15 protein-coding genes and 1 pseudogene are annotated in these 15,249 nt (G+C 61.9%); 8 read left to right on the forward strand and 8 right to left on the reverse strand.

All coding sequences use genetic code 11. The features are described 5' to 3' along the window. The first annotated feature begins 93 nt into the window (after window positions 1-93). Both AD930_RS05145 and AD930_RS05150 read left to right on the forward strand, forming a co-directional pair. A complete protein-coding gene (locus tag AD930_RS05145; protein ID WP_156476863.1) occupies window positions 94-1,251 on the forward strand; it encodes an MFS transporter in 1,158 nt (385 codons plus the stop codon). Window positions 1,252-1,410: 159 nt separating this feature from the next. Next, entirely contained in the window at window positions 1,411-1,797 is a 387-nt protein-coding gene (locus AD930_RS05150) for a hypothetical protein (RefSeq protein WP_061505366.1), read from the forward strand. Between the two features lie 14 nt (window positions 1,798-1,811). Here the strand turns inward: AD930_RS05150 and AD930_RS05155 are convergent, their stop codons facing one another. From AD930_RS05155 to AD930_RS05175, 5 genes are all read right to left on the reverse strand, one after another. After that, window positions 1,812-3,041 (reverse strand): SMP-30/gluconolactonase/LRE family protein, encoded by a 1,230-nt coding sequence (locus tag AD930_RS05155; RefSeq protein WP_061505367.1) that lies wholly within the window; start codon window positions 3,039-3,041, stop codon window positions 1,812-1,814. Window positions 3,042-3,159: 118 nt separating this feature from the next. After that, window positions 3,160-4,593 (reverse strand): pyruvate kinase, encoded by a 1,434-nt coding sequence (gene pyk, locus AD930_RS05160; protein ID WP_061505368.1) that lies wholly within the window; start codon window positions 4,591-4,593, stop codon window positions 3,160-3,162. Window positions 4,594-4,628: 35 nt separating this feature from the next. Continuing rightward, window positions 4,629-5,603: an SH3 domain-containing protein gene (locus AD930_RS05165; RefSeq protein ID WP_061505369.1), complete on the reverse strand. Its 975-nt coding sequence runs from the start codon at window positions 5,601-5,603 to the stop codon at window positions 4,629-4,631. Window positions 5,604-5,646: 43 nt separating this feature from the next. After that, window positions 5,647-6,138 carry a DsrE family protein gene (locus tag AD930_RS05170; protein ID WP_061505370.1) on the reverse strand — a complete coding sequence of 164 codons (492 nt, stop codon included), beginning with the start codon at window positions 6,136-6,138 and terminating at the stop codon, window positions 5,647-5,649. Further along, window positions 6,131-6,913, reverse strand: a complete 783-nt coding sequence (locus AD930_RS05175; protein ID WP_061505371.1) for a HesA/MoeB/ThiF family protein — start codon at window positions 6,911-6,913, stop codon at window positions 6,131-6,133. Before AD930_RS05175 ends, AD930_RS05170 begins: the two co-directional genes overlap by 8 nt. A gap of 216 nt (window positions 6,914-7,129) precedes the next feature. Between AD930_RS05175 and AD930_RS05180 the strand changes: the two genes are divergently transcribed. Continuing rightward, the gene (locus tag AD930_RS05180; protein ID WP_061491312.1) at window positions 7,130-7,741 is read left to right on the forward strand and encodes a DUF2939 domain-containing protein; all 612 of its coding nucleotides are present in this window, start codon (window positions 7,130-7,132) and stop codon (window positions 7,739-7,741) included. Window positions 7,742-7,807: 66 nt separating this feature from the next. Here AD930_RS05180 and AD930_RS05185 read toward each other — a convergent pair whose 3' ends face one another. Next, window positions 7,808-8,041, reverse strand: coding sequence for a DUF3126 family protein (locus tag AD930_RS05185; protein WP_043551848.1), 234 nt, complete (start codon window positions 8,039-8,041; stop codon window positions 7,808-7,810). Window positions 8,042-8,261: 220 nt separating this feature from the next. On the opposite strand from AD930_RS05185, the gene AD930_RS05190 reads away from it, so the two are divergent. Further along, window positions 8,262-8,987: a hypothetical protein gene (locus tag AD930_RS05190; protein WP_156476864.1), complete on the forward strand. Its 726-nt coding sequence runs from the start codon at window positions 8,262-8,264 to the stop codon at window positions 8,985-8,987. 339 nt (window positions 8,988-9,326) lie between these two features. Then, window positions 9,327-11,207 (forward strand): alginate export family protein, encoded by a 1,881-nt coding sequence (locus AD930_RS05195; protein WP_244150499.1) that lies wholly within the window; start codon window positions 9,327-9,329, stop codon window positions 11,205-11,207. 102 nt (window positions 11,208-11,309) lie between these two features. Here the strand turns inward: AD930_RS05195 and AD930_RS05200 are convergent, their stop codons facing one another. Both AD930_RS05200 and AD930_RS05205 read right to left on the reverse strand, forming a co-directional pair. Then, entirely contained in the window at window positions 11,310-11,855 is a 546-nt protein-coding gene (locus tag AD930_RS05200) for a cytochrome b (RefSeq protein ID WP_061505373.1), read from the reverse strand. Next, window positions 11,852-12,946 (reverse strand): catalase family peroxidase, encoded by a 1,095-nt coding sequence (locus AD930_RS05205; protein ID WP_061505374.1) that lies wholly within the window; start codon window positions 12,944-12,946, stop codon window positions 11,852-11,854. The genes AD930_RS05200 and AD930_RS05205 overlap by 4 nt, the downstream gene beginning before the upstream one ends. 156 nt (window positions 12,947-13,102) lie before the next feature. On the opposite strand from AD930_RS05205, the gene AD930_RS05210 reads away from it, so the two are divergent. From AD930_RS05210 to AD930_RS05220, 3 genes and pseudogenes are all read left to right on the forward strand, one after another. Continuing rightward, entirely contained in the window at window positions 13,103-13,627 is a 525-nt protein-coding gene (locus tag AD930_RS05210; protein WP_043553067.1) for an RNA polymerase sigma factor, read from the forward strand. Beyond that, window positions 13,624-14,379 carry an anti-sigma factor family protein gene (locus AD930_RS05215; RefSeq protein ID WP_061505375.1) on the forward strand — a complete coding sequence of 252 codons (756 nt, stop codon included), beginning with the start codon at window positions 13,624-13,626 and terminating at the stop codon, window positions 14,377-14,379. The genes AD930_RS05210 and AD930_RS05215 overlap by 4 nt, the downstream gene beginning before the upstream one ends. 136 nt (window positions 14,380-14,515) lie before the next feature. Continuing rightward, a pseudogene (locus tag AD930_RS05220) lies at window positions 14,516-15,154 on the forward strand (OPT family oligopeptide transporter); the annotation flags it as partial. Window positions 15,155-15,249: the final 95 nt, after the last annotated feature.

Raw genomic sequence — 15,249 nt, forward strand, 5'->3', positions numbered from 1 at the left:
GATTCTCACAGCCCTTTCACGGGAACATCCTCCATGTCCCTCCAACAGAAAAGAGCGTAAAAAGCCTTTTTTCCAACCGTGTCTGGCCTGCTCTTGCCCCATTCTGTTTCTTCTCCCACCCGGTCCCGCCTGCCCGTTCTCTCCCTTGTTTCTGTGGGGCTGATTTTCGGCCTGACCTACGGGCTCAGCACGCCGCTTCTCACCTTTTCTCTGCTGGACCACGGGTACGGCCCCCACACCATTGCGGCTCTGGCCATGATGCACGGCGTGGGTGTGCTGGGCATTGCTCCGTTCCTGCCCCGGCTGGCCGGGTGGGTGGGGCCGCGCACGGTGCTGCTGGTGGCGCTGGCCTGCACGGCGGTTACCCTTGTTCTGTTTCCGGTGGTGCCGTCCATCTGGTTCTGGTTCCCGCTCCGGCTTGCACTGGGCGTGGCGACAGAGAGCATGCTCATCATGTCGGAAAGCTGGCTGAACCAGAGCACGGATGACAGCAACCGCACCCGCACCATGGGGCTTTACAGCGCCATGCTTTCCTCCGGCTTTGCCACTGGCCCGGTGCTGCTCACGCTGGTTGGGCGGCATGGGATCGCCCCATTCGCCATTACCAGTGTTTTTGTGCTGGCGGCTTTTGTGATGGTGAGCATGCCGTGGATGCGCGCACCCAAACCGGAGCGCCCGGCCCATAGCGGCCTGTGGCGCTATATCGGGATGGCCCCCATTGCCATTTGTGTCACGCTGCTCATGGCCATGCTGGAAGCCGCAAGCTCCGCCTTCCTACCGCTCTACGCGCTGCATACGGGCTGGTCGGAACGGCAGGCGACGCTGCTACTCTCCGTCATGCTGCTGGGGGCCATTGTGTTGCAGGCTCCGCTGGGCTGGGTGGCGGACCGGCTGAAAAACCCGCGCGCCATGCTCATCACTCTCGGCACAGCCTCGACACTGGGGGCATGCCTTTGGCCCCTCGCCATTGGCACCCCGGCGCTGGCCTATCCGCTGCTGTTTGTGTGGGATGGATTGTTTGCCGCACTCTATACCGTCGCCATGTCCGTAGTGGGCAGTCGGTTTTCCGGCGGAGACCTTGTCTCTGTTTACGCCGCCACGTCGGTTGCGTGGGGGCTTGGCTCCTTTGCGGGGCCGGGTATGGCAGGCTCCGCCATGGCGTTTTCTCCCACCAGCGGCCTGCCTTTGTTTGTCGCCTGTGCCTGTGGGCTGTTTACGCTGCTGCCGGTTTTTCTGAAGAACCGCGCCTGAAAAATGCCCGTGCCTGCATCTTGCACGCCACTCCAAAAACTATAAAGTCCGCGCGTTTTATAAAAACCAGCACCGCTTAAGAGAAATTCAATGAGAAAACTTCTTTTACCTGTCTTTTTATTTTGTTCTCTCTCGGGCTGCCTCAGCGCACATACAGAAATGCTGGATGAACGCACCGCCATCATTTCCGGCAAAGGCTCTTCTTTTGATGACCTCGCCAAAGTGACACACAAGGTTTTCATGGAAGCCGCCACCACAGGCCAGCAGCGCGGGTTCCAGTATTTTCAGATTCTGGATGACAAGCAGGGATATCGCCCCACTTACGTGCAGAATGCCGCCACCACATCCACCAGTGGTACCATGACCAGAACAGGCCGCCATTCCACGTATTATAACGAGACCACAACCAGCACCCCGGCCTCAGTCACGCGGCTGGACAAGCCCATGAAAGAGACCGTGGTGCGGTTTTACAAAACGGGTGAAATCACCCCCGGCCAGCCCGGCGTCTGGTCTGTGCAGAGCATTCTGGCCGCCAACGGCTCGTAAGCCCCCGAATACCTTCAGGCAGCACCCGCGCCCTGTGTGTTGACCTGAAGGCGGTAGAGGGATTCCCCCGCACACATAAACAGCCAGTTCCGCTTAGGCCCGCCAAAGGTGAGGTTGGACACCCCGTGCGGCAGGCGGATACGGCCAATCAGCTGGCCTTCCGGGTTGAACACAAACACCCCGCACAGGCCCAGCGGCCCGCTGGCCCCGCACCAGAGATTGCCGAAGATATCGACCTTCATCCCATCCGGCCCCATCTGCACGCCCTGAAAATGCATATTGGTAAACAGGCGCGGGTTGGAGAGGGTGTTGTCTTTGAGCACGTCATACACATGCACGGCCTGATCGCCCTCATGCCCATACCCACCCGGCTGCTTGCCGGAGGAAATGACATACAGGCGGGAATGATCGGGCGAGAAGCACAGGCCGTTGGGGTTGGGCAGTTGCTCCTGCGTCAGCACACATTCAATCCGGCCTGAAGGATCAATGCGGAAAGTATGGTCCGCCTGCCGCTTCACGCCGCCAAGCTCACCAATCAGCTCTTCGCCAATCCGCCAGCGAATATGGCCCTCCGGGTTGGCCTCACCGCCCGGTTCATCCGCATGGCCTTCGGTAAAGCCATCGCCATAGCCGGGGTCGGTAAACCAGATGCTGCCGTCCGGATGAGCGATCACATCATTGGGGGAGTTCAGGGCATGGCCTTCATACCGGTCGGCCAGCACGCGCACGGAACCATCATGTTCCCAGCGGATCACGCGGCGCAGGAAGTGCTCGCAGGAAATCTGGCGGCCCTGATAATCAAACGTATTGCCGTTGGAATGGTAGGATTCCGGGCGGAACACAGTAACCTCGCCCGTCTCCCACAAATACCGATACTGGCGGCTGGTCACGGTGTCACTCAGCAGCAGATACCGGCCCTCGGCAGACCAGGCGGGGCCTTCCAGCCAGGTGCCCTGATCCCACACCCGGTGCAGGGTGGCCGCCCCAAACAGCAGGTCACGGAAGGAGCGATCAATCACAATCACATCCGGGTCCGGCGTGTAGGCGGGTGGTGCCCCCGGCCCCCACTGGCGCGGGGGTGTGGTGGTCACATCCGCAGGGCGGGTGGTTTCGGGCTGCGGAGGGGCCGCCGCATGGTCCGCCGCCTGCGCAAGTGAGGAGACTGCAAGCCCTGTGGGAACGCAGGCAAGCCCCTGCAAAACCGTCCGGCGCTGCATAATCCTGTGGCGTGTCGCCTTAGCCATTGTGTCTGACTCCTGCCTCATCAGGCACACCATCGGCGGGTACGCCTTTATTTTCCCTTCCCAGTGTCATCCCTCGGGCGCTGTGTCCACCCGCAGAGCGGACGCAGCACCCACATCCTCAGGGGATTTTAGCGACCCGCAGCGTGTTGGTGGAGCCACTCACCCCAAACGGCACCCCTGCCGCAATCACAATGGAATTGCCGGAGCTGCCTATTCTGGCGCGGTTCACAACGTCCAGCGCAGAGTCCACCATGTCCTCCACGTTTGTCACCTGCTTGCCTTCATTCACAACAGCCCGCACACCCCAGACCAGCGCCATGCGCCGCCCGGCTTCATGCGTGGGGGTAATGCCCAGAATGGGGCAGGATGGCCGCTCCCGCGCAATGCGGAAGGCTGTGGCCCCGCGGTGCGTATAGGCCACAATGGCCGGAGCCTTGAGCGTATCCGCCACCTGCTGGGCTGCCCCGGCAATGGCGTCGGCCACGTAATCTTCCGGAGCCAGACGGGCGCGGGCCATCATGCTCTGCCATTCCGCATCCTGCTCAATGCGCCAGATAATCCGGTTCATGATGCGCACGGCCTCACGCGGATACTGCCCGGCGGCGGATTCAGCAGAGAGCATGACGGCATCCGCGCCATCAAACACCGCTGTCGCCACGTCGGACGCTTCCGCGCGCGTGGGTGTGGGGGATGAGATCATGCTTTCCAGCATCTGCGTCGCCACCACAACCGGCTTACCGAGACGGCGGGCCAGCCGGATGATGCGCTTCTGCACCAGCGGCACGTTCTCGGGCGGCAGTTCCACGCCCAGATCGCCACGGGCGACCATCACGGCGTCCGTCAGTTCCAGAATGGCTTCCAGATTTTCGATCGCCTGCGGTTTTTCCAGTTTGACCAGCAGGTTAGCGCGCTCACCCACCAGAGTGCGGGCCTCGCTCACATCTTCAGGCCGCTGCACGAAGGACAGAGCGATATAATCCACGCCCAGATCCAGCGCGAACGCCAGATCCCGCCGGTCCTTTTCCGTCAGGGCGGGAATAGGCAGCGCCACATCCGGCACGTTCACGCCCTTATGGTTGGAGAGCACGCCGCCCACATCGACCGTGCTTTCCAGCCAGTCCGGGCCGACAGCCTTCACCACCACAGCCAGCTTGCCATCATCCATCAGCAGGCGGCTGCCGGGTTTGGCGACGGCAATAATTTCAGGGTGAGGCAGGCAGACGCGGGTTTCATCCCCCGGTGCGGTGGACAGATCGAACCGGAAAGAGGCTCCGGGTTTGAGCGTCACCTTGCCATCGGCAAAAACGCCAACCCGCAACTTTGGCCCCTGCATGTCGGCCAGAATGCCAATGGGTTCACCCAGTTCGGCTTCCACCCGCCGCACAATGGCGTGGCGGGCGGCGTGGTCCTCATGCGTGCCGTGGGAGAAGTTGAAGCGGAACACATCCGCCCCGGCCACAGCCAGATCCCGGATTGTCTCGTAATCGCTGGATGCCGGGCCAAGAGTTGCAACAATCTTGGTCCGGCAGATAAGCGCGTTTGAGGTGGGCATGATCACTCCTTGTCCTTACTTAACCAGTCCGGGGTTCAGGAAGGAGTGATAGCTTCCTCCGCATCCACGCCCCAGATCGCACGGCGGGGAACCCAGCCGGTGTAATTCTTGACCGAGACCTTGCACCACTCAGACCCGGCTGCACATTCCTTAACAGATCCCACAGCACCGGGTTTCAGAACAGCAACCGCAGGCGCATCGTTGCTAGCCGTACTGTGCATGACAACCGCCCCGGTCACGCTCTTTGCATCAGCAGGCGTGGGCAGCGTGGCCACCACGCGGGTGTCCATGTGGCCGGAAGGCTGTTCTTTATTGCCGTTTTTATCGAGTTTGACTTCCAGCGGCGCTTCATCTCCGGGCGGTTCACCCGGCACAAGGAAGTCCCGCCCGCCGGACAGCGTAGCCTGCTGAATCCAGCCTTTCTGGCCGGTCTCATCTTCCACCAGACGCCAGACATCAAATTCCCGTTCAATCCGCATGGGCATGCCACGGCGGTGATAAACCCAGAGAATGGGGAAGCGGCGGCCCGGCCCCGCGCGCATATTCACCTCATCAGACCGCAGGGCGGCATAACGCGGCAGCGGCAGGCCCGTCACGGTGCCTTTGGGCGGTTCCGGGGGGGCGGCTGCGGCAGGCGGCGTTGCAGGCTGGTCGGCTGCGGCAGCCCCGGCTGCGCCTGCGGCGGCTCCGGCAGCAGCACCGGCGGCGGCCGTTGCGGCTTTATGTTTTACGGGAGCATGGGCGGCCTGCCCCGCAGCGTGGCGGGCTTTGGCGGCCTCATGGTGGCTGCGATGCGCACTCTTGCCTTCCGCCGTAGCGGCCTTTTTGGCAGCGGGTTTGTCTGCTGTCTTTTTCTTGGCAGCAGCGTGGTCCGCTTCGGCATGGTGGGCATGGTGCTTGTGCGCGGCAGGCTTCTTATCAGCAGCAGCCGCGCCGGACAGAGCGACCGCACACCCTGCCAGACAGGACAGCAGTCGGAACCGGAAAGTCAGAGGCAATGTGAACATCATGCCTGCATCCCTGCCAAGAGAGAAACGCGGGGGCAAGCGGTTTTTAGAAAACCGCCACCCGGGCCGCACCCGCCCTGTCCAGAAACGTAGGCAGGCCCACAACCGCCACGCCTTCTTCCAGCGCCTCATCCGTCAGGCCCATGGTCTTCAGCCCGGAGTCGCACACCATTAGCGTTGCATCCATGTCCCGCAGGGCCGTGCGCAGGTCATTCAGCCCCGCCACACCGGCTGCTGTCCGCCAGTCTTCCCGCTGGGAATCTTCCAGCCCGTCCCATTTTGCGCAGAAAGCAGCCACACCGGCCCCCATGCCGAACAGCACGACAGTCTGGCCCAGTGCGCAGGCTGTAGCGGCCAGCATCAAGGCGGCATGCACACGCTCATAGCGGGCTTCCACAATCACCAGCGCCAGATCACACTGCGGGAAGGCGGACGCTCCCACAGCAGCGGAAAAGCCGGTGCGGCCAGAAGGCCCTGCCGCAGGCGCCGAAGAGCCGGCAAACAGCCCGCCGCCAGGTTCACCAGAAAGTTCAGCCATCAGACGTCTCCCGTTTCAGAGTCCCGCAGACCGGGCATGTCGGGTCCCGTTGCAGGGCGATGGTTGTAAACCGTGTACTCAAAGCATCCCACATCAGCAGCCGCCCGGCCAGCGATGTTCCCAGCCCCAGAAGCTCCTTGAGCGCTTCCGTCGCCTGCAGGGTGCCCATCACGCCGGTTACGGCCCCAAACACCCCGGCCTCGCCACAGCTTAGACCCTCCGCCGCGCCGTCGGCTTGCGGGTAGAGGCAATGGTAGCACGGACCACCGCGCACTGGATGAAATGTGGAAAGCTGGCCTTCAAACCGCTGCACGGCAGCAGAAACCAGTGGCCGCCCAGTCCGCACGCAGGCGGCATTCACCAGATAGCGGGTGGTGAAGTTATCGCAGCCATCACACACCAGATCATACCGGCTGACCAGATCCTCCACGTTGTCCGCGCTCAGGCGCATGGGCCATGTTTCCAGCGTCAGCTCCGGGTTCAGCGCTTCCAGCCGGGCGCGGGCGGAGTCCACCTTGGGCGTGCCCACGGCCTGCGTGGTGTGCAGGATCTGGCGTTGCAGGTTGGAGAGTTCCACGGTGTCATCATCCACCAGCCCGATCCGCCCTACCCCCGCGGCAGCCAGATAGAGGGCCGCAGGCGAGCCCAGTCCCCCGGCTCCCACAATCAGCACGGAGGCCGCCTTAAGGGCCGCCTGCCCCGTGCCGCCGACCTCGGGCAGAAGAATATGGCGGGAATATCGCTGAATTTCGGCTTCCGTGAAATCAAACGCCATCTGAGCGCCCTTTTGCTGCGGGCAGAGTATCTCTGCGGATGAAGGTCTGTCTGACTTTGGCGGGGCCAGCAGTGTGGCCTTCTATGCCATGCCGGGGTTTTTTATGCCCCGTTCACTTTTCCGTGATACTATGAATTCATATTAATGAAACTATGCATGGGAGCCATGCGTCTGCTATATGTGAAATGCAATTTTAGCATACGAGGAGTGCAAACAATGACCGCCCTCACCTCAGCCGGACCTTTCGTCCGACGTGCCAGTCTGAATAAGTTACAGGCCGCGCGCAGAGTGTGTATCGGCGCGTCAGCAGCAGCGCTTGGCCTGTATCTGGCCTCTCCGTTTGTCACGCTCTGGAGCATCGGCTCCGCCATTCAGACGCATGACATGACGGCCCTTGGGCAGGTCATCAACTGGTCCGAGCTCGATGCGTCGATCAAGCACCAGACCCTCTCCGGCCTGCATCTGGAACAGGTGTCGAATGATCTGCCGGACTTCGGCTCGTCCTTCGCCACAACGGCTGTGTCCAATGCGGTGGATTTCACCGTCACGCAGGCCAATCTTGGCACGCTGGTTGATCAGGCTGTCCCGGCTGCCATTCCGGCTAACCAGCCCGCGCCGTCTTTTGCCTCACTGGTGGAAAAGGCTTCGGTCCGCTTCACCCGTATTGACCAGTTTGAAGTGGATGTGCCCCTGCCCGGCCACGAGCATGACACGCCGCTGAAAATTGAAATGCGGATTCAAAACTGGCGCTGGAAAGTGACAAAGGTGGAATTCCCCACAGCACGCGCGCCCATCATGCAGGCGTCCGTCGCCCCCTCCAACGCCTGAAGGCCCGAGGGGGAGCAGACCCTTCCGGGTCTCTCCCACTCTGGTTAAGGCCTGAAAGACTGCGGCTTATTTTTCAGCCGGCAGATCTTCTTCCAGAAGAATGATGTTGATGGCGTAGGAGACTTCGCCCTCATCATCATCACGATGAATGGTGCCAATTACTTCACCGTCCACAGCCAGTTCAACCGACATGCCAGAACGCGGCGGCGGGTTAACGGACAGACCCTTGGCACCAAGCAGGCGGCGCAGAGCGGTCTGCAGGCGGGTAATTTCGGAGGGAGAGGGGGACGTGCTGCTCATAGAAAAATCTGATCCTCAAGGGGAAGGGTTACACAGACAGACGCCTTAAAGCTCTGACCAATCCGGCCCGCTATAGGACACCCGCCGCCTCCGCCGCAACCTTTCCGTGGTCCTGCCTTCACCGCGCCATTTTCTGCCTGCCTCTATGGACTTCAGTCAGTCTTATCTGCGGCCCGCCCCTTCTGGTCTGGTCGCCACCTCAGGAAAGGAGACACTTCTTATGCGTATGCCCCGCTTTGTAATCCTTTCCGCTCTGGTTGCCGGCGCGCTGAGCCTGTCCACGTTTTCGCACACCCCGCCCCGGCCTCTGGTGGCGGATATGCGCAGGGCGGCTCTGTCCGAAACTGCGGCCACCAGCCCTGCCAAACCAGCGCAGCCAGTCCCGCCCGCCACGACACCGGTCAGTGCCTCTCTGGCGCGGGCCTTTGCAGCCCCGCAGCAGGCACCGGAGAGCGTCGGCACCCCTGCCCGCACCAGCCCGAACGCGGTGGCACAGTCCCCGGTTCAGACAGCATCCCAGACGGTGGCAAACCAGTCTTCCACGCATATTCTGCACATGCTGGAAAATGACGGACCGGAGCAGACCGCCCGCACCCTGACCAAAAGCCGCAAATGGTCAGACGTGCGGCTGGCTGTCAGCACCGGGCAGCCGGAAGCCGCATCCGTTCTGGCAGCGCTGATGCCCGAGGCTGATCCGGCCACAGCGCTCTCCCTCCGCACGGCCATGCGCCGCGCCCTGCCCACGCACCCGGCCGCCGTTCTGGCCGCCATGGACCAGACGGACGGCCCGCTGTTTGGCGCCCGCGCCGTCTGCTCCCCGCAGGGTATGCCGCGCAGTTGGCAGAGCAACGCACGCAGGGCTGTTGCCAGCGTGCATGAAATCCACCTGGTCACCCGTGCGCGGGACTGTTTGACCCGGCTGGGCGGCCTGCCGCAATCGGGCTGAGCCTGCACTTAAATATTTCGTGTTACACGCAAACGCGAGCTGACATGGCTCGCGTTTAGCTATACCCATAACGCACGTCAGAATAATAAAAAATGCATGGCGAGCCATTTGGCTAAGCCATGACGCAATTAAGGTCGTGCCGTCATGCTGATGCTTTGCTGTCCCCCTTCGGACACCATTTTTCGTCTGCCTCCCCTGCAACCGACCGCCCGGCGGAGAGCGGTACGAGAGCGACTTACGCACTCCCGCTCCCTCTGCGCTCCTGCGTAAGGCCCCCGGCTTTCCCGCCGCACAGCCTTATTGCAGTCCTTCGGTTCCCCTTTTTCAGAGTGTTCTGTCATGAACCATCTGTTTGCTCGCAGCGCAGGCGCGCCTGTTTCACGCCTGTGCTCTGCACGCTTCCGGTTTTCTTTTTCCAGCGGCCTGTCCACCGGGCTACTCTGGCTGGTGCCTGCCGGGGCCCTTCTTGCCGTTCTGGTGCCGCTCGTAGCGGCCCATGCGCAAAGTGCCGCGCAACCCGTGCCCGCTCCGGCACCCGCTCCGGCACCCGCTCCCGCACTGGCACCGGCACCTTCCGTTGTGCGCCAGACGCAGCATGCCCATGACATCAACGTCTCGCATGACACCATGCCTGCCCGTCTGTCAGACGTGATCCGCACCCCGCCCAAAACGCCGGGGCGCGGTGGATTCTGGGATAATATGCTGCTCCCGCCGCTCACCAGCCGACCGGAAGCCTACGGCCAGCCGCAGTCTCTGGAACTCAAGCCGCTGCCAACCTCCCTCATGCATCAGGGGCCGTGGGGCGTGTTCAACGCCAATACCGGGGCTGCTGCCGGGTTTGGTACGGTGGCGTATTACGCTGTCTCCCGCTGGGCGGAAGACTGGTCCAGCCTGCGTGACAAGAGAAACCACATCGACTGGGCAGACCCGCTGAAATACATCCCGCTCAACAACAGTGGCTCAATCTACCTCACGCTGAGCGGCAACTTCCGCCATCACGGGTTTTATGACCAGCGGGCTATGTTCGGCACCGTCAAGAAAGACCCTGCCTACCGCTCCACCCTGCGCTGGAACGCCGGGGCGGACCTGCATCTGGGCGAACATGTGCGCCTTTATGGGGAGCTGATGAGCGCTCAGGCCGGGGGCATCAATTATTACGGTTATGCCGGGGGCCGCTGGCGCAGCAAGCTGGACGCACAGCAGGCGTTTGTGGAAGTCAAAGGCCATATGCTGGGCGCAACAATGGGCGCCATGGTTGGCCGTATGTCCTTTCTGGATGCACCGCCTTACGTGACGGCAGGCAGCGTTTACCCAACCATACCATATTCCTGGAACGGGCTGCGGGGCTATGCCTTCTGGAAGCGCTTCCGTGTGGATCTGTTTGACCTCACTCTGACCAACAACGCACCTACCACCGCGTTTCATGATCAGGTGGGCTGGAGAACACGCCTGTTCGGAGCCTACACCTCCTACGCTATTCCAAATTTCAAATTTATGGAAAGGAACAGCCAGGTCTTCGTGGATACGTTTTATCTGGGCTACACGCTCTCCAGTAACCCTATTGCCAGCACCACCGGCACCATTGCGGGCTCCACACACCGTGACACCCCCGGCACGCGTATCTGGGGTAACGCCGGACCCATCGAATTTTCTCTGGGCGGCATGTGGCAGGGCGGCAATTTCCGCGCGGCCAAAAATGGTCCGCAGCGCGCGGTTTCGGCTTATTCCTTTAACGGCACCGTCTCATGGCGTTTTGCCAAATGGTGGGGCCGCCCGGCTATCGGTATTCAGGCTGACGCCATTTCCGGCGGGGACACCCGCAAAAGCCAGACCAGCAGCTGGGGGAACTTCCTCTCCCCCTTCGTGCCCAGCGCCTACTATCTGGATATGAGCACCTATATCGGCAACTCGAACCTGATTGACGTCGGCCCGCTGGCCACCATTGCCACCAGCCGCAACACCAGCCTGCTGCTAAAGGTGCCGGTCATCTGGCGCAACAGCACGCATGACGCCATTTATGCCAACCCCACGGCGGCCTACAGCTTCCGCCCGCAAGGCGGCTATACCGCCACCATGCCGCAGGCCAGCTTTACCTGGCGTGCCACCCGGCATGTGACTTTCAGCCTTGATGGCGAATACATCTTCGCCTCCCGCGCCATGATTAAAGCCGGGGCGTCCTCCGGCGCGTATGTGCAGAGCAATCTGGAACTGACATTCTAAGCGCCAGACCGCAGTTTTAAGACAGGCCACAAAGTAGCAGCGATGGGGAGTGCTTTCTTCTGAAGCACTCCTCTCGTCTTATGGGGGCTAAGCCTTCCCACCTTACAGCGGGGTTTTCCTTCCGGTCATGCTTTCAAGCACTCCATCCCGCCGGATCAGACCATGGAACAGAGCCGCACCAATATGGGCCAGCACCAGCCCGAACAGGGTAAAGGCCAGAACGGTGTGGACAGACCGCAGCCAGGACCAGACAGCCGGGTTATGCGGCAGGATGGGCGGCAACAGCACCCCGTTCCCCCACAACGGAATAGGATACCCCCCAGCCGAGAGCATGCCCCAACCCACAAGAGGCAGCGCAACCATCAGGGCATAAAGCAGGATATGGGAGCCTTTGGCGGCCAGCTTCAGAACGGCGAGAAGGTCACTGGGCAGAGGGGGCGGAGCATGACGCAGCCGGTATGTCAGCCGAAGAAGGGCGAGCACCAGAATGGCAATCCCTAAAGGACGATGCAGCGAAACCAGCCGGTGGTAACCGGGGCCAAGAGACGAGGCCATGAACACACCGATAAACAGCATGCTGAGAATCATCACCGCCATAAGCCAGTGCAGCACGCGCGCCACAAGTGAAAAAGAGGGTGCGGGCTTCATGATTTTTTCTCACTTTCTGCCGCTGGAGCCTGTGTCATGGCAGGCGTGATAGCGCTTGGCCCGCGCTTCTCCCCCGAACGCAGAGAGAAGGACCGCATATAGGCCCCCGACCGAAGCTGAAGAATGGGGTCATCGGAAGCGACAATGCCGGGAGGCAGAATAAGGGGATCAAAAGTGAGGCCGTTGCAGGGGCCACCGTCCTCGCTCTCAACGGCATTCAGGGTCAGGGTGCCAGCATCAATCGTCCGGTCGTCCTGTGCCCAGATCTGGCTTGGGTCATTAATAGCATCCTGAGGCCCCGCCACCGTCAGCACCATGTGCCATTGCAGAGGGTGGTCATGGATATCTGCAATCAGCCTTTGAAACAGGTAATCACGCCCTCCGGCTTCGGCATCGGCAGGAGCCACTGGCTGCACGGGCACCATGGCCCATCGGACAGCCGTTTTCGTGCCGGTTTCGCCAACAAGCAGGAAGCTGTCGAGGCTGTGGTACGTGTCATCCGCAAAACCTGAGGTGATCACGCGATGCGCGTTTTTCTCCGCTGCGGCCTGAAGCCAAGGATGCGCTGCGCCGAAAGCTTTGGCGCGTGCCGGGTCAGGCTTTCCTGTCGCGGGATCTATGCGTTGAGAGGAAAAGAAGTCTGAAGCATCCTGTGCATCCCGCAAGGGCAGAACGGGTGGGTCATTCATGGCTGCACGCCACTCCGGCGCATCCGCTGGCATGAAGCGGAGCGCCATGCTGCGCACGGTTGCCGGGTTGTCGGTCACATAGGGTTGCCCTGCCCCCAGAGCAAACCGCCCGACCACAGGCACAGACTGTTCATGAAAAATGGCAGCCTTCGACAACGAGGCCGCAGCCCCGCTGGCATCAAACCGCCCCGTGACGCACACACCTTTAGAATGAGCACGCCGGAACCCATGCCCGTAACTGCCCGCGTCATGCAGTTCCCCCATCAGGCGGTTCTGGGTCACGCGGTGGGGGGAAAGCCAGCCACCGGCCCAGAGAAAGCCCAAGGCCAGCGCTGCCGGTGCGGCTGCAACGCCCAGCCAGCGGAGGGCAGAGCCGGAAGACCCTCTCGATTTTGCCGCCATTGAGGCCGCTCCTTTATGTCATCTGAGGGGAAGACGCAGGAGCAGCGGGATCTATTCCCCGACAATTGCACAACTAAGGAACATTTTTACTTTTGCTCGGCACCATTGGGAATAAAGTGGCGCGCTGAGCGTCTCTGTCCTCAGGAGATGAAGCGCATGAGGGGCAGAGCCGGGTTGGACGATGACGAGACCATCAGACTACAGAGCGTTATTCCGGCGTTGAGGCGGTATGCGCGGGTTCTGACGCGTGACCCGCATCACGCCGACGATCTGGTGCAAGACTGTCTGGAACGCGCCCTGACCCGCATGGATCAGGTCCGGGACCGGTCAGATTTACGCCCCTGGCTCTTCACCATCGCCTACCGCCTTAACGTCAGCCGGTGGCGGCGCATCCGGCGTCTGGTGCCCATGGCGGAAACCTCTTTCCCGGAACCATTGCAGGATGCCGGGCAAATTCCCCATCTGGAATGGCAGGACATGACGCAGGCGTTCGGGCGTCTGTCCGATGACCATCGGCAGGTCCTGCTGCTCGTGGGGGTTGAAGGGCTGGAATATCAGGCGGTGGCGGAAATCCTCGGTGTGCCGGTCGGCACCGTAATGTCCCGCCTTTCCCGCGCCCGGTCTGCCCTGCATGATCTGGCAGGCCATGAGAAACGTCCCATCCTGAGGAGGGTGAAATGACGCACCCCGACACCCCTGTGACCGAGGATGATCTTCAGGCCTGGGTCGATGATTTTCTCTCCCCCGAACGCCGCCAGGAGGTGGACATCTGGCTGGAACGCCACCCGGATGCGCGGCAACGTGTGACGGCATGGCGGCAGGAGCGTGATGGCTTGCGGGCAGCGCTGGATACAGACCTCCGCGAACCGATCCCCGCCCGCTTTGATATTAGCCGGCTGAAGGAGCGCAGGGGGCGGCGCTTCAGTCTCCCGCAGATGGCGGCCTCCATTGCCTTTGCGCTTTCCATTGGGCTTGGTGGCGGATGGTTTTTGCGGGACCGACAGGTGCCTGTCGGGCTGGCGTCCGTTGAGCAGGAAGCCGCCATGGTGCAGGCGGCAAGCAAAGGCGGCGCAACCGCAAAAGGCAGCGTGGCGCAACTCGCAGCATGGGGTGGCAGCGTGCTGGGCAGGCCGGTCCAGCCGCCGGATCTGTCCACCGCAGGCTATCAGCTTACAGGCGGCCAGCTTGTCACGACTGATCATGGTCCCGCCTGCCTGTTTTTCTATACCAATGACCGGGGCGTCCGCCTCTCCCTGTTTGTGCGGCCGATGTACCGCGTGGACGTAACGGCGCCCATGCGGCCCATGCGGCATGTTCCGGGTTACCTCTGGGCGCAGGACGGGCTTGGGGTCAGTCTGGTTTCAGATGCACCCATTGCCGGCCTGCACGGGCTGGCTAATCATGCCCGCGATCTGATGGGAGAACCGAGTTGACTCCCGGCTCTGCTCTGGGCTGCTCACTCTTTTCTCCCATCTCATTGCCCCTCCGGTTCATTCAGGGGAGACAAGCGGCATCAGGCAGCGTATCGAAGCGCTTTATAATGTCTGATGCTGCTGCGAGGCTCCGGGTATGACCGCTCCATCCCCCCTGCAAACCCCTTCCGTGCGTGAACTCACTGTGCGCGGGCTGATTCTGGGGGCGCTGATTACCGTCGTCTTCACCGCCTCCAACGTCTATCTGGGCTTGCGGATCGGGCTGACCTTTGCCTCCTCCATTCCGGCGGCTGTTATTTCCATGGCCGTGCTGCGCGCACTGGGCCGCAGCACCCTGCTGGAAAACAATATGGTGCAAAGTCAGGCCTCGGCGGCGGGCACGCTCTCCTGCGTGTTTGCCACCTTCCCCGGCCTGATTATGACCGGCTTCTGGCACAGCTTCCCCTTCTGGCAGACAGCGGGCCTCTCGCTGGCCGGGGGCATTGCGGGCGTGCTGTTTACCATCCCTCTGCGCCGCGCACTGGTGACGGAAAGCGCCCTCCCCTACCCGGAAGGCGTGGCCGCAGCGGAAATCCTGCGTGCCGGGGGGGAGAATGGAAACAGCAAAAGCCTCTCCGCCCTAATAGGCGGCAGCGTTGTGGCCGCCGTGTTCTCCTTTGCCTGTAGCGGTCTGCAACTTCTGGCAGATACTATTAGCGTGACCGGGGTCGCGGGGGCAGCCGTGTTCCGTTTTACCGGCGGCCTGTCTCTCGCCTTGCTCGGTGCGGGCTATCTCTGTAGGCCGCCGTGGGGTTGGCATAAATGGCGTCATGCGTGCTGTTGCGCCAGATGACCGGCACCTTGAGCAGCAGGCTGGTGTTGCGGCTGGTG

It is taken from the genome of Acetobacter malorum (assembly GCF_001580615.1).
Taxonomy (GTDB): Bacteria; Pseudomonadota; Alphaproteobacteria; order Acetobacterales; family Acetobacteraceae; genus Acetobacter; species Acetobacter malorum.

Coding starts and splice junctions, on each gene's coding strand:
- AD930_RS05150 (WP_061505366.1), top strand. CDS start 1,411: ATGCTGGATGAACGCACCGCCATCATTTCCGGCAAAGGCTCTTCTTTT.
- AD930_RS05155 (WP_061505367.1), bottom strand. CDS start 3,041: ATGGCTAAGGCGACACGCCACAGGATTATGCAGCGCCGGACGGTTTTG.
- pyk (WP_061505368.1), bottom strand. CDS start 4,593: ATGCCCACCTCAAACGCGCTTATCTGCCGGACCAAGATTGTTGCAACT.
- AD930_RS05165 (WP_061505369.1), bottom strand. CDS start 5,603: ATGATGTTCACATTGCCTCTGACTTTCCGGTTCCGACTGCTGTCCTGT.
- AD930_RS05170 (WP_061505370.1), bottom strand. CDS start 6,138: ATGGCTGAACTTTCTGGTGAACCTGGCGGCGGGCTGTTTGCCGGCTCT.
- AD930_RS05175 (WP_061505371.1), bottom strand. CDS start 6,913: ATGGCGTTTGATTTCACGGAAGCCGAAATTCAGCGATATTCCCGCCAT.
- AD930_RS05180 (WP_061491312.1), top strand. CDS start 7,130: ATGACCGCCCTCACCTCAGCCGGACCTTTCGTCCGACGTGCCAGTCTG.
- AD930_RS05185 (WP_043551848.1), bottom strand. CDS start 8,041: ATGAGCAGCACGTCCCCCTCTCCCTCCGAAATTACCCGCCTGCAGACC.
- AD930_RS05190 (WP_156476864.1), top strand. CDS start 8,262: ATGCGTATGCCCCGCTTTGTAATCCTTTCCGCTCTGGTTGCCGGCGCG.
- AD930_RS05195 (WP_244150499.1), top strand. CDS start 9,327: ATGAACCATCTGTTTGCTCGCAGCGCAGGCGCGCCTGTTTCACGCCTG.
- AD930_RS05200 (WP_061505373.1), bottom strand. CDS start 11,855: ATGAAGCCCGCACCCTCTTTTTCACTTGTGGCGCGCGTGCTGCACTGG.
- AD930_RS05205 (WP_061505374.1), bottom strand. CDS start 12,946: ATGGCGGCAAAATCGAGAGGGTCTTCCGGCTCTGCCCTCCGCTGGCTG.
- AD930_RS05210 (WP_043553067.1), top strand. CDS start 13,103: ATGAGGGGCAGAGCCGGGTTGGACGATGACGAGACCATCAGACTACAG.
- AD930_RS05215 (WP_061505375.1), top strand. CDS start 13,624: ATGACGCACCCCGACACCCCTGTGACCGAGGATGATCTTCAGGCCTGG.